Here is a 22,371-nt window from a genome sequence, read left to right on the forward strand (position 1 = left end):
ACGACCGCGCTGCTCCGCCGCGCCGCCGCTACCTGAGGACCCGTCACGAGAGGGGCACACATTGGCCACCATCGAGGCAATTCTGGCTCGGGAGATCCTGGACTCCCGCGGTAACCCGACCGTCGAGGTCGAGGTCGGTCTCGACGACGGCGTCGTCGCGGGGGCGGCGGTTCCGTCCGGCGCGTCGACCGGCGCGTTCGAGGCGGTGGAGCTGCGGGACGGTGACTCCGGCCGGTACCTCGGCAAGGGGGTGGAGAAGGCCGTCAGCAACATCGAGGACCGGATCGTCGACCAGCTCGTCGGCTACGAGGCCAGCGACCAGCGCGCCATCGACCAGCGGATGCTCGACCTGGACGGCACCCCGGACAAGTCGGAGCTGGGCGCCAACGCCATCCTCGGCGTGTCGCTGGCGGTGGCGAAGGCGGCGGCGAAGTCGGCCGAGCTGAGCCTGTTCCGCTACCTGGGCGGCCCGAACGCGCACCTGCTGCCGGTGCCGATGATGAACATCGTCAACGGCGGCGCGCACGCCGACTCGAACGTCGACGTCCAGGAGTTCATGATCGCGCCGATCGGCGCGCCGACCTTCAGGGACGCCCTGCGTAGCGGCGCCGAGGTCTACCACGCGCTCAAGGCGGTGCTGAAGAAGCGCGGCCTGAGCACCGGCCTGGGCGACGAGGGCGGCTTCGCCCCCGACCTGCCGACGAACGCCGCCGCCCTCGAACTCATCGCCGAGGCCGTCGGCAACGCCGGCTACGCCCTCGGCACGGACATCGTCCTGGCCCTGGACGTGGCGGCCACCGAGTTCTTCCGTGACGGCGCCTACCAGTTCGAGGGCGCCCCGAAGTCCGCGGACGAGATGGGCGCCTACTACGCCAAGCTCGCCGAGTCGTACCCGATCGTCTCGATCGAAGACCCGCTGGCCGAGGACGACTGGGCCGGCTGGGCCGCGCTGACCGCGCAGCTGGGCGACAAGCTCCAGCTCGTCGGCGACGACCTGTTCGTCACCAACCCGACGCGCATCGCCCGCGGGATCGCCGAGAAGTCGGCCAACGCGGTCCTGGTGAAGGTCAACCAGATCGGTTCGTTGACCGAGACGTTCGACGCGGTCGAGCTGGCCCAGCGCAGCGGTTTCCGCTGCATGATGAGCCACCGCTCCGGCGAGACTGAGGACACCACCATCGCCGACCTGGCCGTGGCGATGGGCTGCGGCCAGATCAAGACCGGCGCCCCGGCCCGGTCGGAGCGGGTCGCCAAGTACAACCAGCTGCTGCGGATCGAGGAGGAGCTGGGCGACGCCGCCCGCTACGCCGGCGCGGGGGCGTTCCCCCGGTACCGGGTCTCCTGATCCACGCCGTCGGCGGCGCCGCCTCCCGACGGGGCGCGTCGCCGCCGGTTAGCATCAGTGGATGCAGCGTCGTACCAGCGGTTCGGGGCCGGCCGGCCGGTCGGCCCCGAAGCGTGTCGCCGCGACGCGCGGTTCGGCCAGCCGGGCCGGCGCCACCCGTTCGGCCGGCGTGGCCGCCGGCGGGCGTTCCGGCTCGCGGGATTCCGGTCGGGTCGACACCCGGCGCGCCACCGGGGTCGGCGCGCGTCCGACGGTTGGCGTCCGCCCCGCCTCGGCCCGACGTACGGCCGCGAAACGGACCACCGCCCCACGGCAGCGTCGGCTCACCGGTCGGGCGCTCGTCCTGATGGTCATTCTGGTGGCGCTGGCGTTCGGGTACACCTACCCGGTGCGGGTCTACCTGTCGCAGAAGGCGGAGATCGCCCAGCTCCAGGCCGATCAGCGGGCCCGCGCGCAGCGCATCGTGGGCCTTGAGGAGCAGGTGGCCCTCTGGCAGGATCCGGCCTATGTGGCCAGTCAGGCCCGTAAACGGTTCTACTACGTCCGCCCCGGCGAGCGCCCTTACATCACCTGGGACGCCCCCCAGCTGCCAGCCCCGGCGGCCCAGCCGCAGAAGCCGCAGCCGCGGGGTTGGTCGCAGACGTTGTGGTCGAGCATCGGCTCAGCCGACCGGCAGACCCGACCCTGACCGCTGTACCCCCACAGAAGGAACCCACAGTGGACACTTCAGCACGCGCGGCTGACCTCGTGCCCGGACCATGCCGCGAGCCGGCCACCGAGGCTGATCTGGCCGCCGTCGGGGCGCAGCTCGGGCGGGCCCCACGCGGAACCCGCGCTGTCGCGCACCGGTGCCCGTGCGGCAACCCCGACGTCGTCGAGACCACCCCGCGGCTCGCCGATGGCACCCCGTTCCCGACGCTTTACTACCTGACCTGCCCGAAGGCCACCGCCGCGTGCAGCCGACTGGAGTCGTCCGGGCTGATGCGGGACATGGCCGCCCGCCTGTCGGCCGATCCGCAGCTGGCCGACCAGTACCGGGCCGCGCACGAGGACTACCTGGCCAAACGTTCCGCCATCGCCGAGGTATCCGAGATCGCGGGCATCTCGGCCGGCGGGATGCCCGGCCGGGTGAAGTGCCTGCACGTCCATCTGGGTCACGCGCTGGCCGCCGGGCCCGGGGTCAACCCGTTCGGCGACGAGGTTCTGGCCGCCGTCGGGCCGTGGTGGCTGACCGGATGCTGCACCGCCCCGGACGCCACCGATGGGTGAGCCAGCCGGGTCGGCCGTCAGCGCGATCACCGCCGTCAGCGCGGCGTCGTCGGCGCCGCTGCGGGTCGCCGCGATCGACTGCGGCACGAACTCCGTCCGTCTGCTCGTGGCTGACCTGTGGCCCGACGGCCGGCTTGGGGAGCTGAGTCGGCAGATGCGCATTGTCAGACTCGGCGAGGGCGTCGACCGCACCGGCCGGCTCGCCCCCGAGGCCATCGCCCGGACCCGCGACGCGCTGGCCGAGTACGCGGCGATCATCGCCGAGCTGGGCGCTGCCCGGGTGCGGATGTGCGCGACGTCCGCCAGCCGTGACGCTGACAACGCCGACGACTTCCAGCGGATGGCGCGCGACACCCTCGGCGTCGACCCGGAGGTCATCTCCGGTGACGACGAGGCCCGGCTGTCGTTCGCGGGAGCGGTGCGTGGGTTGACCGTGACCGGCCCGTGTCTGGTGGTCGACATCGGCGGCGGCTCCACCGAGTTCGTTCGCGGCGGCGCGACCGTCGAGGCGGCGGTCTCCATCGATATCGGCTGCGTCCGGATGACCGAACGGCACCTGCGCTCCGACCCGCCGACTCCGGAGCAGGCGCGGGCCGCCCACGCCGACGTCGTCGCGGCCGTCGACCGGGCGCTCGCGGCCGTTGCCGGGCCTGCGGCGACCCTGGTGGGTTTGGCCGGTTCGGTGACGACCGTGGCCGCGGTCGCTCTCGGTCTCGACGCCTATGACTCCACCCGCATCCACCACACTGTCCTGACCCGCGCCGCAGTGACCCGGGTCGCCGACGATCTGATGGCGATGTCGGTGGCGCAGCGACGGTCCATTCCGGTCATGCACCCCGGCCGGGCCGATGTCATCGCCGCCGGCGCGTTGGTGCTCCGGGTCATCATGGAGCGCGCGGACGCGGCCACCGTCGTCGTCAGTGAAAGCGACATTCTGGATGGAATCGCGCTGAGCTTGTCGACTTGAGGTGAGGTCGCATAAGCACAGCGTTGTGGTGTCGGCAATGCGACAGCTCTGAGCGGACCTTTCCCGGCCGGGTGCGTTTACGCTGCGACCCGACATCCGGAAAGGACCTGCTGTGACCACACCCCCTCCCGTTCCGACGAACGGCTACTCCGACCCGGCGTCGCCCCCCGGGGCCGCCCCCGGCTACGCCATCCCGCAGCAGCGCGCCGGCGACGCCGACCCGCCGGGCACGCCGACTCAGGCCGGCCGACACGGCGCGCCGAAGAAGAAGTCCCGAGGCAAGCTCATCGGCGTGCTCGCCGCTGTCGGCGCCGCGGCTGTCGTGCTGGCGGTCAAGGTCGGGATCGGCTTCGGCCTTAGCGGCGCGGCCAAAGCATTCACCGAACTAGATGTCAGGGTCGGTGAATGCGTCAACCAGACCAACGACGTCACCAAGACCAAGGAGGTCGGCTGCGGGGAGCCGAGCGCTACCCTGAAGGCGCTCGCCCGGGTGGAGGACATCGTCGAGCGAAGCCACGACCCCAACGTCCAGTGCGCCCAGCACGAGACGGCGAGCTACTCGCTCTGGGTCGGCGAGAGGTCGGCGGACCAGTCCAAGAAGGGCTACGTCGTCTGCCTGGAGCCGGTCCGCAAGTGATCACCGGCGGGTGACCTCGGTACGCTGTTCGGACGCGCCGGTGGCCGGCGCGTCCGAACGCGTTCTGTGTGGAGGTCGGATGCGTCGCCCCGTCCCGGCCACCAGCCCGGCTGACGTCGCCCGTCTCGCCGCGGCGGCGCCCGAGCTGCCGCAGCTCGACGCGGCCGTCGCCGAATGCCACGCCTGCCCCCGGCTCGTCGCCTGGCGCGAGGAGGTCGCCCAGGTCAAACGGGCCTCGTTCCGGGACCAGACCTACTGGGGCCGGCCCGTCCCAGGATTCGGCGACCCGGCCGCCCGCATCGCCATCCTCGGACTGGCTCCGGCTGCCCACGGCGGCAACCGCACCGGTCGCATCTTCACCGGCGACCGCTCCGGCGACGTCCTGTTCGCCGCCCTGCACCGCGCCGGCCTGGCCAACCAGCCCACCAGCGTCGCCGCCGACGACGGTCTGACGCTGCGGCAGGTGCGGATCGCCGCCGCCGTCCGCTGCGCCCCGCCGGACAACAAGCCCACCCCGAGCGAACGGGACACCTGCGCCCCGTGGCTGCGCCGCGAGTTCGCGTTGATCCGCCCGACGGCGCGGGTCGTGGTCGCGCTCGGCGCCTTCGCCTGGAACGCGTGGTGGCCGACGTTGACCGCCGTGTACGGCCTCCGCCCGCCCACCCCCCGGCCGAGGTTCGGGCACGGCGCCATCTGGGCGCCCGACCCCGACCTGCCCACGCTGATCGGCTGCTACCACGTCAGCCAGCAGAACACCTTCACCGGACGGCTCACCCCGGCCATGCTCGACGACGTCCTCGCCCAGGCCCGCCAGGTGGCCGGCATCACGTGACTCCCAGATCACATTCGCGGGCCTTGGCTAATGGTCAGGCGCACCATAGGGCCATGAGCGGCCAACGCATTCTTGTCGTCGGCGCGGGTCACGTCGGGCTTTACGCCGCGCTGCGCCTGTCCAGCAAGCTCCGCGACGCTGAGGTGATCGTCGTCGATCCCCAGCCCCACATGACCTACCAGCCGTTCCTGCCCGAGGCGGCCGCCGGCAACATCTCGCCCCGGCACGCGGTGGTGCCGCTGCGCCGTGAGCTGAGCCGCTGCCGGGTCGTCTCCGGCGAGGTCACCCGAATCGCCCACCACCGCAAGGTCGCCCAGGTGCGGCCGATCACCGGCCCGGCGTTGGAGATCGGCTACGACCACGTCATCGTGGCCCCGGGTTCGGTCTCCCGAACGTTGCCGATCCCCGGCCTGCGGGAGCACGGCATCGGCTTCAAGAACATCGGCGAGGCCATCTACCTGCGCAACCACGTCCTGGAGCGGCTCGACGTCGCGGCCACCACCAGCGACCGGGCGACCCGGGCCCGGGCGCTGACCTTCGTCTTTGTCGGCGGCGGCTACGCCGGGATCGAGGCGCTCGCCGAGATGGAGGACATGGCCCGCGACGCGCTGCGGTACTACCCGAGCCTGACCGCCGACCAGATGCGGTGGGTGCTCGTCGAGGCCACCCAGCGGGTGCTGCCCGAAGTGGACCGGGACATGGGCGCGTACACGGTCCGCCAACTACTCAAACGGGGCCTCGACATCCGACTGTCGACGCGGCTGGAGTCGTGCGTGGACGGAAACGTCGTGCTCTCCGACGGCGAGGCGTTCCCGGCGGACACGATCGTCTGGACAGCCGGCGTCCGTCCGTCACCGATGCTCAACCAGACCGACCTGCCCCGCGACGCCAAGGGTCGGATCCGGTGCGCCGCGACGCTCCAGGTCGTCGACGCCGACGGCCGGATCGTCGAGGGCGCGTGGAGCGCCGGCGACTGCGCCGCCGTCCCCGACCTGACCGCGCCGGCCGGGGAGCTGTGCTCGCCGAGCGCCCAGCACGCGGTGCGGCAGGCGCGCCGGATGGCCGACAACATCGCCCTGGTGGTCGGCGGCCGCGCGCCGGTGGACTACCGGCACAAGCACGTCGGCTCGGTCGCCAGCCTCGGTCTACACAAGGGCGTCGCCCAGGTGTACGGGGTGAAGCTCACCGGTCTGCCGGCCTGGTTCATGCACCGGACGTACCACATGAGCCGGATCCCGTCGCTGAACCGCAAGATCCGTGTGGTGGTCGACTGGACTTTGGCGTTGTTCCTGCGTCGCGAGGTGGTGTCGCTCGGCCAGCTCCAGCACCCGAAGGACAGCTTCGCCGAGGTGACCCCGCCGCTGACGGACCACGCCGGCGCCCGCTGACGCCCGCGTGCCGGCTCAGAGGCGCCAGGTCCACGCGTCGGCGATCCGGGTTCCGGGGCCGAACAGCTGCTCCAGCACGACGCGGGCCTCGGGCCCGCCAGCCGTGCCGTCGGCCAGGGCCACGCAGTCGGCCGCCCAGTAGCGCACGTCCTCCTGGGCGGCTGCCCGGTCCGCCGGGGTCACTGTCACCGGTTCGCCGTCGAGGGCTTTCGTCAGCAGTTGCGATGTCGGGCGGGGGTGAATGCCCATGGTGCCGGTCCCGTTCTCGCCGTACGGGCCGATGAAGAAACCCTGGGGCATGCCGAACGTCGCGTGCGCCGCGGTGGCCCACCGCATCGGGCCGGGCTCCGGTGGCGTCGCCAGCGGGACCGGGACCAGCACGCCGCCCTCGGGCACGCACTGCCGCCAGTGCCCACCGGCGATGAATTCCGGCAGGGGCGGGCGGGCCTCGGTGGGCAGCGGCAGCGGGGCCGCCGGCAGCAACGCGGCCAGCGCCGCCACCGGAACCCCGTACCGGACCAGTGGCCGGCGCGCGGCGGCGGCCCGGTCGATCGCCACCGCGATGATGACGGCGAGCAGCGGCAGGGCAGCCAGGGCGAAACGCATCGGCAGCGCGCCGTCGACCAGCGGCGCGCCGTCGATGAGCGCGTACGGCCCGGGGATGGCGGTGCGGTGGCCGTTGACGACGACCGTGGGTCCCAGCGACAGCAGCGCCATGCCCAGCGCCGCCGCTCCGCAGGTCGCCACCGCGGCGTCGCGGCGCTGCCAGATCGCGCACGCGACGGCCAGCGCCAGCAGCGGCCAGCCTACGAACGCGTTGTATTCGGCGGGACCGGTCGTGAGATCAGCGGCGCCGGGGCTGCCTGCCAGCGACAGGGCTGAGAACGCGGGCCAGCTGGCCAGGTCGGCGGAGAAGTAGCTGGCGCTGAAGATGCCGTCGCGGACCCCCTGCGGTCCGAAGAACTGCGTCCACAGCGGGTACGCCAACGGGACGAGCGCGGCGACCGCCGCCAGGACGATCCCGCCGACGAAGCGTGGGGCCAGCCGTCGGGCCAGCCGCGGCCGTGCCGCCGTGTACCCCAGCGTCACCAGCAGCAGCGTCACGGCGGTGAGGAAGAGCACCTCCTCGCCGATGAAGATCTGGACGGTCACCACCGCCGCCAGGCCGAACGATGCCGTCCACCACGCGTTGGTCCTTGGCTGGTCAGGACGCGACGACCTGGCCAACGCCAGCACGCACCACACGATCACCGGCGTCAGCCATTGCGCCGTCATGTGCAGGTGGGAATTGTTCTGCGAGATGATCCCCGGGCCGAACCCGCACAACGCCCCGCCGGCCATCGCCGCGCCCCGGGTCAGCAGCAGCCCCCGGGCCAGCAGCAGGTGCCAGGCGAAAGCGGTGCCGGCGAGGTTGAGGGTGGCGATCAGCGCGAAGCTCACCGGCGCGCCGAAGGCCCACGTCACCGGCGTGAACAGCAGGCCCAACGCGATCACGGTCGTGTTGGTGAGCAGGTTCACGCCATCCGGCGCGTTGAGCCGGTCGGTGACCAGGTCGACCTCTCCGGACCAGAAGCCGGTGTCGACGGCCAGGAACCATTCGTACAGCGTCTGGTCCTCCGGGTTGAGCGCCAGCCACCGGCCGTTCGGGTCGCGCAGCAGCCCGGACAGCACCGCGGCGGCGCCCGCGAGGAACAACAGGGCGACGCCGACGTCCCGCACGACCGGCCGCTGCCACCAGCGCGGCGCCGCGATAGTTGGCGGGCGCGGGGTCTGGTCTGGCGGACCGGTCGGTGCAGGGGAGTCGATGTCGGGGGTCTGGCGGGCATCCCGAGGCGATGCGGTGCTCGTCACGGCGTCGACCATAATGCCGCGAGCGCCGTCGGTGTCGGCCGGACGGACGCCGATGCCCGCTCTTGGCGGGTGTGTTGTGGTTGATCGGGCGGATTGACCGGGGTTGCCCGGTGCACGTTTGCGCCCGGATTGGATAACGTGGGCGCGGCTACCGAACGCCCGGGTGGTGGAATGGCAGACACGGCCGCCTTAAAAGCGGCTGCCGAAAGGCGTGCGGGTTCGATCCCCGCCCCGGGCACCAGCGGCGACGGGACATTCACCGGTAGGCCAGGGGCGCTACTCTGGCCTCACACCATTCTCCTCAAGGAGGCTCGACGTGAAGAGTCACAACCCGGTGCTCAGCCGGCTCGGTGAGGCGGCGCAGCGGGAGCAGGCTGCCACGTACGCCCCGCCGGCCCCGGTCGGCCACGGCCAGCCGTACCCGACCCAGACGGGCTTCCCGACCGCCCCGGTCGTCGCCCCGATGACCATCGACGACGTCGTCGTGCGGACGGTCGGGCTGCTGGCCCTGCTCGGCGTCTCGGCAGCGGTCGCGTGGACCACGGTGCCGGACGCGCTCAACCTGCCGGTGCTCATCGCCGCGGCCCTCACCGGGCTCGTGGTGGGCCTGGTCATCGCGTTCGCGAGGGTCACCAACCCGCTGGTCATCGGCGGTTACGCCGTGATCGAAGGTGTCTTCCTCGGCCTGCTCAGCAAGCAGTTCTCCGCCGCCTACGACGGCATCGTCCTCCAGGCGGTCGTCGCGACGTTCGGTGTGTTCTTCCTGATGGCCGGGCTCTACAAGTTCAAGGTCATCCGGGCGACGCCCAAGTTCGTCCGCGGGATCATCGCCGCCATGGTCGGCGTCTTCGGCCTGATGATGATCAATCTGGTGCTGAGTTTCTTCGGCATCAACACCGGACTGCGAGACGGCAGTCCGTTGGCGATCGGGTTCAGCCTCGTCTGCATCGTCATCGCCGCGCTCAGCTTCGTCCTCGACTTCCACGAGATCGAGGAGGGCGTCCGTTACGGGATGCCGCGCAAGTACGCCTGGGCGTGCGCCTTCGGCATCGTCGTCGGCCTCATCTGGCTGTACATCGAGATCCTGCGCCTGCTTCAGGCGCTCGGCGGCGACGACTGACCTCACCGGCCAAGCCCAGTCCGGCGCATACTGTCGATGGCCGCCCGCGCGCCGCGCGAGGCGGCCATCGTCGTCAGCGCTGCCGGTGTCCCGAGCCGGCCGGTAGGCTGCGTGTCATGAGCGGTGCGGAGCTGATCAGGGTTGTCGACCAGCTGGCCGGTCAGACGGCACAGTGGACGGCCGCGAGGTGGGACACGCCGCCCGAGGCTGGCGGGCCGTCCCGGGCCGAGATCGTCCACGCCCTCGTCCAGCGCATCGCCGACCTGGCGGCCGAGGCCGAGGGCGAGCCGCGCCGTGAGCTGCCGGCCCCGGACCGCGGGCTGCTGCTGCCGGACCAGCTCCGCGTCGTCGCCAACGACCTCGTCGCCTCGGGCGCTTCCGAGCTGCTCACCCACGCCGCCGCGGCGGACGTCTCCGAGGTCCGCGCCTCGCTGTGACGCCCGCCGCGTGGCTTCGGGCCGTGGTCAGCGGAGACGTTCGAGGATCATCGCGGCGCCCTGCCCGCCGCCGACGCACATGGTCTCCAGCCCGACGGCCCGGTCGTGCCAGTCGAGGGCGTTGAGCAGCGTGCCGGTGATCCGGGCGCCGGTCATCCCGAACGGGTGCCCGACGGCGATCGCCCCGCCCATGACGTTGAGCTTCTCCTCCGGGATGTCCAGGTCCCGGTAGGACGGGATCACCTGCGCGGCGAACGCCTCGTTGATTTCCACGAGGTCGATGTCGCCGATCGTCATGCCGGCTCGGGCGAGCGCCTGGCGCGTCGCTTCCACCGGGCCCAGGCCCATGATCTCGGGCGAGAGCGCGGTCATGCCGGTGGACACGATCCGGGCCAGCGGGGCGATGCCCAGCTCCCGGGCGCGCACGTCGCTCATCACCACGACGGCCGCGGCGCCGTCGTTGAGTGGGCAACAGTTGCCTGCGGTGATCCGGCCGTCGGGTCGGAACACCGGTTTGAGCGAGGCGACGCCCTCCAGGGTCACGCCGGGGCGGGGACCGTCGTCGGCGCTGACCACGGCGCCGTCGGGCAGGGTGACCGGGGTGATCTCCCGGGCCCAGAAACCGGCGTTGACGGCCTGTTCGGCAAGGTTCTGGCTGCGCACCCCGAAGGCGTCCATGTCGGCGCGGGTGATGCCCTTGAGCTGGGCGAGGTTCTCGGCGGTCTGACCCATCGCCAGGTAGATGTCGGGCAGGGCGCCGTCGTCGCGAGGGTCGTGCCAGGGCTCGGCGCCACCTGCGGCGCGGCGGGCCGAGCGTTCCCGGGCGCCGTCGAAGGCGGGGTTCTGCCAGCCGCCGCCGACCAGCGCCTGCGCTTCGGGCGGCAGGGCGTCGGAGTTGCCGCGGGCGTACCGGGAGACGCACTCGACGCCGGCTGAGACGAACACGTCGCCCTCGCCGGCTTTGATGGCGTGGAAGGCCATCCGGGTGGTCTGAAGGGACGAGGCGCAGTAGCGGGTCACGGTTGCCGCTGGCAGCCGGTCGAGCCCAAGCCGCACCGCGACGACCCGGGCCATGTTGAAGCCCTGTTCGCCGCCGGGCAGGCCGCAGCCGAGGTAGAGGTCGTCCAGGGTGGTGGGGTCGAGCTGCGGGACCTTGTCGAGCGCGGCGCGGATGACGGTGGCGGCGAGGTCGTCCGGGCGTAGGTCGCGTAGCGAGCCCTTGCCGGCGCGGCCGATCGGGGAGCGGGCGGTGGCGACGATGACAGCTTCACGCATTCCCCTACGGTATGCCGCCTGACGCCCGTGTTGGTCGTTCCCGTGGCAGTCCGTGTGCTCAGTGCAGCGGTTCGCGGCTCGCCGCGGCGTTCGTCACCGCGGGCAGCATCGCCTGTGCCCACATCCGGTAACCGGCGGCCGACGGGTGGAACCTGTCTCGGCAGAGGGCCCCGGCGTCGGCGCGGAACGCCGCCCCGGTCGCCGCCGCCAGATCCACCACGGTCGCGCCGGCCTTCGCCGCGGCCGAGGCCTGGGCCCGCGCCATCCGCCTGCCCTGCCACCCGGCGACCTGCCGCAGCGGCCTCGCGAACGCGCGGGCCGCGCCGAGGTCCGGGCAGGTGCCGACGACTACCCGGACACCGGCTTCGCGCAGCCGCCGCACCGCGCCGGCCAGGCACGCGGCCGCGTCGGTGGGCCGGCGCAGGCCGAGCACATCGTTGACGCCGATGAGGATGACCGCGACGTCCGGGCCGTCGCCGAGCAGGCAGCGGGCCACCTGGGTGGCCAGGTCGGTGGAGCGGGAGCCGGAGACCCCCACCGAGGACAGCAGCACCCGCCGGACCGTCCCGCCGGGGCGCGACGCGGCGGCAGCGTCCCAGACGTTGCTGCTGTCGACGCCGGTGAGCATGTGCGCCAGGCGTCCGCCGACGGTGTCGGCGACCCGGTCGACGCCGACGCCCAGAGCCGTCGAGTCTCCCAGCAGGACCAGTCGCAGCGGCAGGGCGTCGGCGGGGCCTACCGCTGCGCGCAGGGTCAGCCCCAGCTCCGGGCCGACGTAGCGGCGGCTGCGCGCCAGCATGGCTTCGGCGGCCAGGACGGCGGCGCCGCCGACGGTGCCGGCGATGAGGGTGAGGGCCAGCGCCCGTCCGATCCGCAACATCTTCACTCCACTGGGGATGACCACGATCGGGGGAGGGGGGGCGGTCGTGGGCTGTGGTCAGCGTACGGCGCGTTTCGGGCACCGGGACATCGGCCGTGAGCAGGTAATTCACCTCATCCGCCGGGGCTGCCGGAATCATCGCCGACGATGCTCTGACCGGTCATGGCGTCCGGTTCCCTGTCCGCCGGCAGGGCCTGGCCGGGCCCACCGGGGGGTGTGGGGGCGGGGCTTTCCGGCCTCTGGAACCGCCCGAACGGCCGGGTGAGCCCGCGCCGGCGCCGGGCGGCGTCGGCGCGGCTGGGGCACCATGGGTGACGGAGGTGGCTTCCATGGCGAAGACCGGCACTGCACGAACCACGTTGCGGCGGATGGCGGCGTTCAAGGCCCTCGGCCGCGCGGTCACCGCCGGCGCCCGGGGCGGACCGTCTCTCGGGGCCCGACTGGGGGCGTTGCCACGGATGATCGCGGCGACGGTGCGCGGCAAGTACGACGGCGGCGCCCGCACCTTGGCGATGGCCGCCGCGGCCGCTTACATCGTGTCGCCGATCGACCTCATTCCCGAGGGGTTGTTCCTGGCCCTGGGCCTCGGCGACGACGCGATCATGGTGGCCTGGCTGGCCGGGGCGGTCCTTTCGGAGACCGAGCGTTTCCTGGCCTGGGAGGCCCGGCGGGATGCGATTGTTCCCGGCGAGGTCGTCGGCTGACGGCAGGCCGTAGGCTTTCCGGGCGACGCCGACGGGCGTCGGGAAGCCTCGTGAGGGAGCACCGTGCGTTACTTCGAGAACATCGTCGACACCATCGGGGACACGCCGCTGGTGCGGCTACGCAACGTCACCGAGGGCATGGCGCCGACCGTGTTGGCCAAGATCGAATACTTCAACCCCGGTGGCTCGGTCAAGGACCGGATCGCGGTGCGGATGGTCGAGGCGGCCGAACGTTCCGGCGAACTCAAGCCCGGCGGCACCATCGTCGAGCCGACCAGCGGCAATACCGGCGTCGGCCTGGCCCTGGTGGCCCAGTTGCGCGGCTACCGGTGCGTCTTCGTCTGCCCGGACAAGGTGTCGGAGGACAAGCAGAACGTCCTCCGGGCGTATGGCGCCGAGGTCGTCGTCTGCCCAACGGCCGTGGCCCCGGAGGACCCGCGCTCCTACTACAACGTCTCCGACCGGCTGACCAGGGAGATCCCCGGCGCCTGGAAGCCCAACCAGTACGCCAACCCCAACAACCCGCGCTCGCACTACGAGTCGACCGGACCGGAGATCTGGAAGCAGACCGACGGACGGATCACCCATTTCGTGGCCGGCGTCGGCACCGGAGGCACCATCTCCGGCATCGGCCGGTACCTCAAGGAGGTCTCCGACGGCCGGGTCCAGATCATCGGCGCGGACCCGGAAGGCTCGGTGTACTCCGGCGGCACCGGCCGCCCGTATCTCGTCGAGGGCGTCGGCGAGGACTTCTGGCCCGAGACGTACGACAAGGGCGTCTGCGACCGGATCATCGAAGTGTCGGACAAGGCATCCTTCGACCTGACCCGCCGCCTGGCCCGCGAGGAGGGCCTGCTCGTCGGCGGCTCCTGCGGAATGGCCGCGGAAGCGGCGCTCGAAGTGGCGCGGCACGCCGGCCCCGACGACGTCATCGTCGTCCTGCTGCCCGACGGCGGCCGCGGCTACCTGTCGAAGATCTTCAACGACGACTGGATGGCCCGGTACGGTTTCCTGTCCACCGGCCGCGTGGGGGCGACTGTCGCCGACGTGCTCGCCCACAAGGGCGGCGGCCTGCCGCAGATGGTGCACGTGCACCCGACCGAGACGGTTCGGGACGCGATCGACTACATGCGCGAGTACGGCGTCTCGCAGCTGCCTGTGCTCAAGGCCGAGCCGCCGGTGGTGACGGGCGAGGTGGCCGGCTCACTAGCTGAGAAGGACCTGATGGACGCGCTGTTCTCCGGCGCCGCGCACCTGCACGACATGGTGGACAAACACACGGGGCCTGCCCTGCCGATGATCGGTGGCGGGCAGCCGGTGAGCGAGGCAGTGGCCATGTTGGAAAAGTCTGACGCCGCGATGGTTCTCGTCGACGGCAAGCCGGCCGGGGTGCTCACCCGTCAGGATCTGCTCGCTCACCTGGGCTCCTGAGCGCTCATCACCCGATCGGCCTACCGTGCCGTGGGCGAAGTCGCACCCGTTGTCCGTTTTTCTTCCGTGACTCACGCGTTAGTCCCGGTGGCACGGAACTGACAACTACAGACTTTCCACCCGCGGTCGACGGAACCGGCGCCCCGCCAGCGTCGTGATCGTCCCGCACCCAACCCGCCCAGGATCTGGTGGCCGGCACAGCCTCCGCCGGCCCGACGCCTCCGGCCAGGCGTTTCTCCCCGGTTCAATGGGCGGGAGCGGCGGGCGGGAGCACACACCGGGATTCCCCCGCAAACTCTCCGGTGACGTGCTCCCGCCCCGCCAGCGGTGAACGGGCGCCGTCAGCTGACGTCCACGCTGGACAGCGCGCATCCGCGGTGCGTGGCCAGCCGCTCAGCCTCCGCGCTGAGCGACTTCCGGGCCGGCGGCCGCAGCGGCGTCCACAGCTCCACCCGCAGACTCAACTTCCCCCCGGATGAGCGCGGCCGCCACACCCCCGCGACCTCGCCATCCACGAGCACCGCGCCCGGTCGGCCCAGCACCGGCCACAGCGCCTTGTGTCGGGTGGTGTCCGGTACCAGCACCGACCGGTCGCGGCCCTGAAGATAGGCGTCGTACGGGCCGACCAGCCGGGCCACTCCGGTAGTGACGTCGGCGGCCGTCAGCGCGTCCAGATCGGTTGCCAGGACATGCCGTCGCACCCGGGGCCCGTCGTCGTCGAGGGTCACCGGAACCGCATCGGACGGCCACGCGGCCTGGACGTCCCGGACCGGAGCGTCCAGGAACTTCGCCGCCTCCGGCACGGTGGCCGGCCCGTAGAAGCGCAGGTAGTTGCGCACGACATGGAAGCGTTCGTCGGCGTCGCCGCCGAGGCGTGCGTACGGCGACGGCCTGACGCCGGTGATCCGCCGCAGCACCGGCGGCGAGGTTCCAGGCGTCAGCGCCAGCCCGGCCTGGAGCGCCGGCAGGCGAAACGTCATCTCTCCGCAGTGGACGGCGCGGCACGGGCGGCACTCGCGCAGGTACGGCCGGTCGAGCTGAGCGGTCAGGGCTGTGGACACCGCTCCCTTGGCCATCGGTCCCGTGACGATGCGCCGGGTCAGGCCCGCTACGTGCGTCAACGCCTCCAACACGGCGATGCCTGCGGCGCGCAGGGCACGCGAGGAGTCGAAGATCCGGGAGGCCGCGTCAGCTTCCGACAGCGGCGCGGTGGCGACGGTGACAGCCTTCGCGTCCGCCAGCCGGTACCGGTGCGGCGCGCCGCGCAGCGTCCAGGCCAGCATCGATGCCTCGGACGGGCGGACTCCCCGGACGGCCAGCGCCCAGGCGGCCCCGTCGTTGCCGGTGTCCTGGACGCCGAAGTCGAGGAGGGCGGCGTCATCGGCGCAGCCTGCTGGACGGTCAAGCTGGTGGGCACGCCAACGGTATGCCATCACCTGAGCCCGCCCGATGGTCCGCTGGCTCATTCCGGCCTTCTCGGTCATATCCGAACGCTAGCCCCCCGCGGAACCACCCCGTCGTATCTCTCGCCCGCCGACCACGTCGGCCGCCGCCCTTGACCAGCGCTGGGCGCGTTGATCTGACATGGGGCGCGGATTTCCTGGGCGGCGTGGGGTGTGCCGGGGGGTGACGAGCGTGGTGTCGGAATCTCTGTCCGGCTGGTGGGCGCCGTGGCGCGCACTGGGCGCCGTTCATTGCGGCCCTTCGCTAGCGGGCGCAGCTTCTGGGAGGAATCGGACGACGCCCGCTGGCTCCTACGGTCAGGACGACCCTTGGAAGCGGTGTCTCTGGCTGAGGCCGGCGACCGCTCCTGAACTGGACAAAGGAGTTGGTGGGATGTTCCTCAGCAAAGAGAAGCGCAAGGTCATCGCGATGTCGTTGGCCTCGGCTGGGATCGTTTTGGGCGTCGGCACCGCCGCATACGCCACGGTGCCCGACAGCCGCACGGGAGTGATCACAGGCTGCCGGCACAAGATCACTGGCGCGCTGCGCGTTATCGACTACCAGGCTGGCAAGCGCTGCGTCAGCACCGAGAAGACGATCAACTGGAACAACCGCGGCCCGGCCGGCCCCGCCGGACCAGCCGGCGCCAAGGGCGCGACCGGTGCCACCGGTTCCACCGGTGCTCAAGGTGAGAAGGGCGACACGGGGGCAGTCGGCGCTCAGGGCGAGAAGGGCGACACGGGGGCAGCCGGCGCTCAGGGCGAGAAGGGTGACACGGGCGCAGCTGGTGCTCAAGGCGCCACGGGTGACACCGGCGCCGCTGGTGCGACCGGCGCGACCGGCGCCCAGGGTGAGAGGGGCGACCGCGGGGACAAGGGCGACACGGGGGCCGCCGGCGCTCAAGGTGCGACCGGTGCTGCTGGTGTGCAGGGCGAGAAGGGCGACCGCGGGGACAAGGGCGACACGGGAGCGGCTGGCGCTCAGGGCGAGAAGGGTGACACGGGCGCAGTTGGTGCTCAAGGCGCCAACGGTGCGACCGGTGCTGCTGGTGCGCAGGGCGAGAAGGGCGACCGCGGGGACAAGGGCGACACCGGCGCGGCTGGCGCCCAGGGCGAGAAGGGCGACACCGGCGAAAAGGGCGACACCGGCGCGGTCGGCGTTCAAGGCGCCACCGGTGAGAAGGGTGACATCGGTGCGACCGGTGCGACCGGTGCGGCTGGGGTCCAGGGTGAGAACGGCGACACGGGCGCGACCGGCGCCAGCGGCGAGAAGGGCGACACCGGCGCGGTCGGCGCCCAAGGCGAGAGGGGTCTTCAGGGCCTCCAGGGCGTTCCTGGAACTCAGGGTGAGAAGGGCGACACCGGCGAAACCGGCGCCCAAGGCGAGAAGGGCGACACCGGCGCTGAGGGCCTTCAGGGTTTGCAGGGTGTTCCGGGGGCACAGGGCCTTCAGGGTGTGCCCGGCGTCCAGGGGGATAAGGGCGAAGCCGGCGCGACCGGCGCCCAGGGCACTCAGGGCGCCCAGGGCGAGAAGGGTGACACTGGCGCCGTTGGCGCGACCGGGGCCGCTGGCGCCCAGGGCGAGAAGGGCGACACCGGATCTCCGGGGCCCGCTGGCCCGACGGGTCCGGCCGGCCCCGCTGGTCCGGCGGGGGCGTCGTTCTCGATCACTAAGGTCGTGGGCGCTGAGGTGACCGTGGGCACCAACACGGCCGCGACCGTGAGCTGCACGACCGGCACCTTCCCAGTGTTCGGCGGGTACGACATGACGGCTGGCCAACTCGGCCATCTCACGTTGAACACGTCTCAGGCGAACGAAGCCGACGCGACCCACCAGTCGTGGCGTTTCTCTTGGACGAAGACCAACGGCTCGCCGAAGTTGAAGCCGTTCGTGTTCTGCGCGCCGTTGCCGTCCTGAGCCAAGTGCCTTCTGAACGAACTGAACGAGGGTGGGCCCCGGCGGAAGCCGGGGCCCACCCTCGTTCAGCCGATGGTTCATGCCCTTTGAGTCCCGGTAGGCGCCGATCTGGCCGACACGCCAGCATCATCACTCTCCGTAGGATTTGAGGTAGATGGTTGACGACTCAGGAGGAGCACCCGTGACTGTTACCGCTCAGGTCCCCGCCGCTGGCCGCGCTCTCCGTCGTCCGGTCAAGCTGGCGGCGGCCGGCCTGACGTTGGCTGCCGTGGGTGCCGTGGCCGGCTGGCAGGCGCCGGCAGCCATGTCCCGTCTCAACACCGCCGAGTATCTCGGGGCCTCGGCCGAGACGCTGGCAGGGGATCTCAACTGTGTCGGCTACCGCAAGGACGCGAAGAAGGACGAGTCGGTCTACCGATACGCCGACCGGGGCACCTGCGCGCTGGGCGACGCGGCCGTCACGGTGACCACCTTCCGTACCGTCGCCGAGGGTGAAGCCTTCGCGACGATGATGAACGGCATCATCCCGCTGCTGCACCCGACCTGGAGCGGCGCGGCCACAGCGGCCGGGGACGGCTGGAACGTGGCGGAGTCGGCGAACCTGTCGGCCAAGGTCGCCGAGGATGTCGTGATCCGGCTGGGCGCCGGTGCGGTGCGGGTCATCCCTACCAGTCGGCCGCCGGGCTGATTTGCTCAGCCGCCACCCTGTGCGACTCCGATGCTGCAGGTCATCCCGTTGGGGCCGTGGTTGCAGTATCCGCCCGGGTTCTTGTGCAGGTACTGCTGGTGGTGCTCCTCGGCGTAGTGGAACCGCGCCAGCGGCGCGATCTCGGTGGTGATCGGTCCGAGCCCGGCGGCGGCGACGACGGGCGCGAACGCGTCCCGGGACGATCGGGCCAGCTCGGCCTGTCGCTCGCTGGTGGTGTAGATCGCTGACCGGTACTGGCTGCCGACGTCGTTGCCCTGCCGATCGCCCTGGGTGGGGTCGTGGTTTTCCCAGAACGCCTTGAGGATCCGCTCGTAGCTGGTGGCGGCTGGGTCGAAGACAATCTGGACGACCTCCGCGTGCCCGGTGCCGCCGCCGCACACCGACCGGTAGTCGGGGTCGGGGGCGTGACCGCCGGCGTATCCGGCTGCGGTGCTGACGACGCCGGGGAGCTGCCAGAAGATCCGTTCGGCGCCCCAGAAGCAGCCCATGCCGACCACGGCGGTCTCGTGGTCCTCGGGCCAGGGGCCGGTCAGCGGTTGGCCGAGAACCGGGTGGGTGGCGGGGGTGTGGTGGTTGCCGAACATGGCTGTGCTCCTTTCCGTGCCGACGCCAAGCATGCCTCACAAATTCCACAAGGACTCTTGTACGAGACTCCTTGTGGAATTACGCTCGGGCTCATGTCCGAACCCAGACGCCTGCGTCTCACCGACCCGGCCGCCATGCGCGCCCTCGGCCACCCCACCCGGCTCCGGCTGCTCGGCGAGCTGCGCACCCACGGTCCGCAGAGCGTCGGCGCGCTCAGCGCCCTCGTCGACGAGGCGGTCGGGTCCGTCAGCTACCACCTGGGCACGCTCGCCCGGCACGGCTTCGTCGAGCCAGCCCCCGAACTCGCCCGGGACCGTCGCGAGAGCTGGTGGCGGGCCGCCCACGCCAGCACCGAGTTCGAGCCTCTGGACGCGCACGGCGACCCGGAACGCCAGCTGGCCATGACCGTGCTGCGTCGGGCCATCCTCGCCGGCTATCTCGACAGCCTTGAGAAGGCCCTCGCGGCGGAGCCGACCCTGCCGTCGGAGTGGGTGCGGGCCAGCATCAGCGGCGACACCATGATCCACCTCACTGCCGACGAGCTGGCCGAGCTACGTGGCGAGCTGGAAGCCCTCGCCGAACGCTGGGACGCCCGCAGCGATTCCAGCCGTCCCGACGCGCGTCCGGTCGCGATGATCTACCACGCCTTCCGGACCGAGCCGTGACCGGCGCGCTGACCGCCCCGGCTGACACCACACCGGTCACCCCGGCCCGTCGTCCTGGCCCGCTGGTCGCGCTCATCGCCGCGCACGGCGCGTCGCTCACCGGCAACATGATCACGCTGGTCGCGCTGCCGCTGTACGTCCTCGCCGAGACCGGCTCGGCCGTCCTTACCGGCGTCGCCGGCGCGTTCGCCTTCGCGCCGGTCATCATCGGCGGCGTCTTCGGCGGCGTCGTGGTCGACCTTGTCGGTTACCGGCGGGCCAGCATCGTCGCCGATCTCGCGTCCGGGGCGACGATGGCGGTCATCCCGTTGGCGGCGCTCGTCGGCGGCCTGCCGATCTGGGCCGTCATCGCCCTGGTCTTCCTCTCCGGACTGCTCGACACGCCCGGCCAGACGGCCCGCGCCGCGCTGCTGCCCGACGCCGCCGCTCTGGCCGGCGTCCCGGTCGAGCGTGCGCTCGGGTTCTTCGGCGCCACCCACCGCGCGTCCTGGCTGGTTGGCGCTCCGCTGGCCGGGGCGCTCGTCGCGGTCGCCGGCGCCGAGACCGCCATCGCCGTGGACGCCGCCACCTTCGCCGCCGCCGCGCTCGTCGTCGCGGCCTTCGTGCCGCGTGCCCTCCAACCCACCGTCGACGACGAGCCCGACGCCGGCGGGTACTGGGCGGCGTTCGGGGCCGGCGTCCGGTTCGTCGCCCGGGACCCGCTGCTGCGGGCGATCGTGCTCCTGGTCGTCGTCACGAACCTGTTCGACGCCGCCAAGGCGAGTGTGCTGCTGCCGGTCGTCGCCAACGAGCGGCTCGGCGGCGCGGCGGCTCTCGGCCTGCTCGTCGGGGTCATGGGCGGCGGCGCGCTTATCGGGTCGCTGCTGTACGGGGCCGTCGGGCACCGGCTGCCGAAGCGGGCGACGCTGGTGCTGGCCTTCGTCATCGCCGGCCCGCCGCCCTTCCTGGCGTTGGCCGCCGGGTGGTCGCTGTGGCCGCTGGTCGGCGTCTTCGTCCTCGCCGGGTTCGCCGCCGGGGCGATCAATCCGCTGCTGGAGACCGCCGAGCTGGCCCGGGTGCCGGCGAACATGCGGGCGCGGGTGTTCGGCGCGGTCGGGGCCGGCTGCTGGGCGGCCATGCCGATCGGCGCCCTCGGGGCGGGCTTCGCCAGCGAGCGCTTCGGCGCCAGCGGCGTGCTGCTCGTCGCCGGTGCGCTGTACCTGCTCGTCGCGCTGACCCCGCTGATCGGCGCCCACTGGCGTCAGCTGCCCTGAGCGGGCACGGCCGGCGACGGCACGACATGGCCGGGCCAGGCGGCGGTCAGCCCAGCGCGGCGCGCACCCGGGCGGCGGCCTCGGTCGCGTCCGCGTCGTCGGTGTAGCGGGTCCGGGGCCAGAAGAAGCCACGCAGCCCGTCCCCCCTGGTCCGGGGGACCACATGAGTGTGCAGGTGCGGCACCGACTGGGACACCCGGTTGTTCATGGCCACGAACGTCCCCCCGGCGCCCAGGCCCGCCTCGACGGCCGCCGCCACCCGCCGGACCAGCCCGAAGTACGGAGCCAGCTGCTGTTCGGGCAGGTCCGTGAGGACCGGCACATGTGCCCGCGGCACCACCAGCACATGGCCCTTGAACACCGGGCGGACGTCGAGGAACGCCACCCCGGCCGGCTCGTCGGCGACCCGGTGCGCCGGCGCGCCGGCCACGATCGCGCAGAAGACACACTCCACAAGGCGCGACCCTAGGGGACCAGCGGGCGTCAGGTCCGTCCGCGGGCTAGCCTCGACGGCATGACGTACGGCTTCGAGACTCTCGCGATCCACGCCGGCCAGGCGCCCGACCCGCACACCGGGGCGGTGATCCCACCGATCTTCCAGACCTCAACCTACCTGCAGGACGGCGTCGGCAAGCCCCGGAAAGGCTACGAGTACAGCCGTTCGTCCAACCCGACCCGGGACGCCCTCCAGGAGTGTCTGGCCGCGCTCGAAGGCGGCCGGCGCGCGTTGGCGTTCGCCAGTGGACTGGCCGCCGAGGACACCCTGCTACGTACCGTCTGCCAGCCCGGCGACCACGTCGTCATCCCCGACGACGCCTACGGCGGCACCTACCGGCTGTTCGCCAAGGTCGCCGAGCGGTGGGGCGTGGACTGGACCGCCGCCGACGTCACCGACATCGACGCCGTCCGGGCGGCGATCACCGCGCACACCCGGATCGTCTGGCTGGAGACGCCGACGAACCCGCTGCTCAACGTCGCCGACATCGCGGCCGTGGCGCAGCTCGCCCACGAACGTGAGGCGCTGTGCGTGGTCGACAACACCTTCGCCTCGCCGTACCTGCAACAGCCGCTGGCGCTCGGCGCGGACGTTGTCGTCCACTCGACCACCAAATACATCGGCGGGCACTCTGACGTCGTCGGCGGAGCGCTGGTCTTCGCCGACCAGGAGCTTGGCGCGCAGGTCGAGTTCCACCAGAACGCCATGGGCGCGATCAACGGCCCGTTCGACGCCTGGCTGACCCTGCGCGGCCTCAAGACCCTCGCGGTACGGATGGACCGGCACTGCGACAACGCCGAGCGGGTCGTGGAGTTCCTCACCCGACACCCCAGGGTCGCCCAGGTGATCTATCCCGGACTGCCCGAGCACCCCAGCCACGGCACGGCCGTCAAGCAGATGCGCCGGATGGGCGGCATGGTGTCGTTCCGGGTCGTCGGCGGCGAGGCCGCGGCGGTCGACGTCTGCGAGCGCACCAAGGTGTTCCTGCTGGCCGAGTCGCTCGGCGGGGTCGAGTCGTTGATCGAGCACCCCGGACGGATGACGCACCTCAGCGCCGCCGGATCGCCCCTTGAAGTGCCCGCTGATCTCGTGCGACTGTCGGTGGGCATCGAGAACGTTGACGATCTGCTGGTCGACCTGTCGTCGGCGCTCGGCTGAAGGTCCCCG

22 protein-coding genes and 1 tRNA gene are annotated in these 22,371 nt (G+C 72.0%); 17 read left to right on the forward strand and 6 right to left on the reverse strand.

The genetic code is table 11. The features are described from left to right. Window positions 1-61: 61 nt before the first annotated feature. The 7 genes from eno (at window position 62) to ABD287_RS12055 (ending at window position 6,438) form a co-directional block, all read left to right on the forward strand. Window positions 62-1,345 carry a phosphopyruvate hydratase gene (gene eno, locus ABD287_RS12025; protein ID WP_344172296.1) on the forward strand — a complete coding sequence of 428 codons (1,284 nt, stop codon included), beginning with the start codon at window positions 62-64 and terminating at the stop codon, window positions 1,343-1,345. Window positions 1,346-1,406: 61 nt separating this feature from the next. Next, complete coding sequence (locus tag ABD287_RS12030) at window positions 1,407-2,033, forward strand: FtsB family cell division protein (protein WP_344172298.1); 627 nt, start codon at window positions 1,407-1,409, stop codon at window positions 2,031-2,033. Continuing rightward, window positions 2,030-2,614, forward strand: a complete 585-nt coding sequence (locus ABD287_RS12035) for a DUF501 domain-containing protein (RefSeq protein ID WP_425565608.1) — start codon at window positions 2,030-2,032, stop codon at window positions 2,612-2,614. The genes ABD287_RS12030 and ABD287_RS12035 overlap by 4 nt, the downstream gene beginning before the upstream one ends. 58 nt (window positions 2,615-2,672) lie before the next feature. Then, entirely contained in the window at window positions 2,673-3,581 is a 909-nt protein-coding gene (locus ABD287_RS12040) for a Ppx/GppA phosphatase family protein (protein WP_344172459.1), read from the forward strand. 112 nt (window positions 3,582-3,693) lie between these two features. Further along, window positions 3,694-4,218, forward strand: coding sequence for an LppU/SCO3897 family protein (locus tag ABD287_RS12045; RefSeq protein WP_344172302.1), 525 nt, complete (start codon window positions 3,694-3,696; stop codon window positions 4,216-4,218). Window positions 4,219-4,297: 79 nt separating this feature from the next. Beyond that, entirely contained in the window at window positions 4,298-5,050 is a 753-nt protein-coding gene (locus ABD287_RS12050; RefSeq protein WP_344172304.1) for a uracil-DNA glycosylase, read from the forward strand. Between the two features lie 53 nt (window positions 5,051-5,103). Next, complete coding sequence (locus tag ABD287_RS12055) at window positions 5,104-6,438, forward strand: NAD(P)/FAD-dependent oxidoreductase (RefSeq protein WP_344172306.1); 1,335 nt, start codon at window positions 5,104-5,106, stop codon at window positions 6,436-6,438. A 15-nt stretch (window positions 6,439-6,453) separates the two neighbouring features. Here ABD287_RS12055 and ABD287_RS12060 read toward each other — a convergent pair whose 3' ends face one another. After that, window positions 6,454-8,289, reverse strand: a complete 1,836-nt coding sequence (locus ABD287_RS12060) for a hypothetical protein (protein WP_344172308.1) — start codon at window positions 8,287-8,289, stop codon at window positions 6,454-6,456. A gap of 157 nt (window positions 8,290-8,446) precedes the next feature. Here ABD287_RS12060 and ABD287_RS12065 point away from each other — a divergent pair. The 3 genes from ABD287_RS12065 to ABD287_RS12075 all read left to right on the forward strand — a co-directional run bounded on the left by ABD287_RS12065 (window position 8,447) and on the right by ABD287_RS12075 (window position 9,846). Continuing rightward, a tRNA-Leu gene (locus ABD287_RS12065) sits at window positions 8,447-8,530 on the forward strand. 75 nt (window positions 8,531-8,605) lie between these two features. Continuing rightward, complete coding sequence (locus ABD287_RS12070; RefSeq protein WP_344172310.1) at window positions 8,606-9,409, forward strand: Bax inhibitor-1/YccA family protein; 804 nt, start codon at window positions 8,606-8,608, stop codon at window positions 9,407-9,409. 116 nt (window positions 9,410-9,525) lie between these two features. Then, window positions 9,526-9,846, forward strand: coding sequence for a hypothetical protein (locus tag ABD287_RS12075; protein ID WP_344172312.1), 321 nt, complete (start codon window positions 9,526-9,528; stop codon window positions 9,844-9,846). Between the two features lie 27 nt (window positions 9,847-9,873). Here ABD287_RS12075 and ABD287_RS12080 read toward each other — a convergent pair whose 3' ends face one another. Then, a complete protein-coding gene (locus ABD287_RS12080) occupies window positions 9,874-11,121 on the reverse strand; it encodes an acetyl-CoA C-acetyltransferase (protein WP_344172314.1) in 1,248 nt (415 codons plus the stop codon). A 58-nt stretch (window positions 11,122-11,179) separates the two neighbouring features. Further along, entirely contained in the window at window positions 11,180-12,001 is an 822-nt protein-coding gene (locus tag ABD287_RS12085) for an SGNH/GDSL hydrolase family protein (RefSeq protein ID WP_344172316.1), read from the reverse strand. 329 nt (window positions 12,002-12,330) lie between these two features. Here ABD287_RS12085 and ABD287_RS12090 point away from each other — a divergent pair, with 329 nt between their 5' ends. Both ABD287_RS12090 and ABD287_RS12095 read left to right on the forward strand, forming a co-directional pair. Further along, window positions 12,331-12,705: a YkvA family protein gene (locus ABD287_RS12090; RefSeq protein ID WP_344172318.1), complete on the forward strand. Its 375-nt coding sequence runs from the start codon at window positions 12,331-12,333 to the stop codon at window positions 12,703-12,705. A 63-nt stretch (window positions 12,706-12,768) separates the two neighbouring features. After that, window positions 12,769-14,136 (forward strand): cystathionine beta-synthase, encoded by a 1,368-nt coding sequence (locus ABD287_RS12095; RefSeq protein ID WP_344172320.1) that lies wholly within the window; start codon window positions 12,769-12,771, stop codon window positions 14,134-14,136. A 341-nt stretch (window positions 14,137-14,477) separates the two neighbouring features. On the opposite strand, the gene ABD287_RS12100 is transcribed toward ABD287_RS12095, so the two are convergent. Continuing rightward, a complete protein-coding gene (locus ABD287_RS12100; protein WP_344172322.1) occupies window positions 14,478-15,620 on the reverse strand; it encodes a DNA glycosylase AlkZ-like family protein in 1,143 nt (380 codons plus the stop codon). 352 nt (window positions 15,621-15,972) lie between these two features. Between ABD287_RS12100 and ABD287_RS12105 the strand changes: the two genes are divergently transcribed. Together ABD287_RS12105 and ABD287_RS12110 are read left to right on the forward strand one after the other, a co-directional pair. Continuing rightward, window positions 15,973-17,496 (forward strand): collagen-like domain-containing protein, encoded by a 1,524-nt coding sequence (locus ABD287_RS12105; RefSeq protein ID WP_344172324.1) that lies wholly within the window; start codon window positions 15,973-15,975, stop codon window positions 17,494-17,496. 181 nt (window positions 17,497-17,677) lie between these two features. Next, window positions 17,678-18,184 (forward strand): hypothetical protein, encoded by a 507-nt coding sequence (locus ABD287_RS12110; protein ID WP_344172326.1) that lies wholly within the window; start codon window positions 17,678-17,680, stop codon window positions 18,182-18,184. A gap of 5 nt (window positions 18,185-18,189) precedes the next feature. On the opposite strand, the gene msrA is transcribed toward ABD287_RS12110, so the two are convergent. Then, window positions 18,190-18,789, reverse strand: coding sequence for a peptide-methionine (S)-S-oxide reductase MsrA (gene msrA, locus ABD287_RS12115; protein WP_344172328.1), 600 nt, complete (start codon window positions 18,787-18,789; stop codon window positions 18,190-18,192). Between the two features lie 93 nt (window positions 18,790-18,882). On the opposite strand from msrA, the gene ABD287_RS12120 reads away from it, so the two are divergent. Together ABD287_RS12120 and ABD287_RS12125 are read left to right on the forward strand one after the other, a co-directional pair. After that, a complete protein-coding gene (locus ABD287_RS12120) occupies window positions 18,883-19,455 on the forward strand; it encodes a helix-turn-helix domain-containing protein (RefSeq protein WP_344172330.1) in 573 nt (190 codons plus the stop codon). Continuing rightward, window positions 19,452-20,708, forward strand: coding sequence for an MFS transporter (locus tag ABD287_RS12125; RefSeq protein ID WP_344172332.1), 1,257 nt, complete (start codon window positions 19,452-19,454; stop codon window positions 20,706-20,708). Before ABD287_RS12120 ends, ABD287_RS12125 begins: the two co-directional genes overlap by 4 nt. 46 nt (window positions 20,709-20,754) lie before the next feature. Here the strand turns inward: ABD287_RS12125 and ABD287_RS12130 are convergent, their stop codons facing one another. Beyond that, window positions 20,755-21,162 carry an HIT family protein gene (locus ABD287_RS12130; protein ID WP_344172334.1) on the reverse strand — a complete coding sequence of 136 codons (408 nt, stop codon included), beginning with the start codon at window positions 21,160-21,162 and terminating at the stop codon, window positions 20,755-20,757. Between the two features lie 60 nt (window positions 21,163-21,222). Between ABD287_RS12130 and ABD287_RS12135 the strand changes: the two genes are divergently transcribed. Continuing rightward, window positions 21,223-22,362, forward strand: a complete 1,140-nt coding sequence (locus tag ABD287_RS12135) for a cystathionine gamma-synthase (RefSeq protein ID WP_344172336.1) — start codon at window positions 21,223-21,225, stop codon at window positions 22,360-22,362. The last annotated feature ends 9 nt before the right edge of the window (window positions 22,363-22,371 follow it).

This window comes from Pilimelia columellifera subsp. columellifera (assembly GCF_039532605.1).
Taxonomy (GTDB): domain Bacteria; phylum Actinomycetota; class Actinomycetes; order Mycobacteriales; family Micromonosporaceae; genus Pilimelia; species Pilimelia columellifera.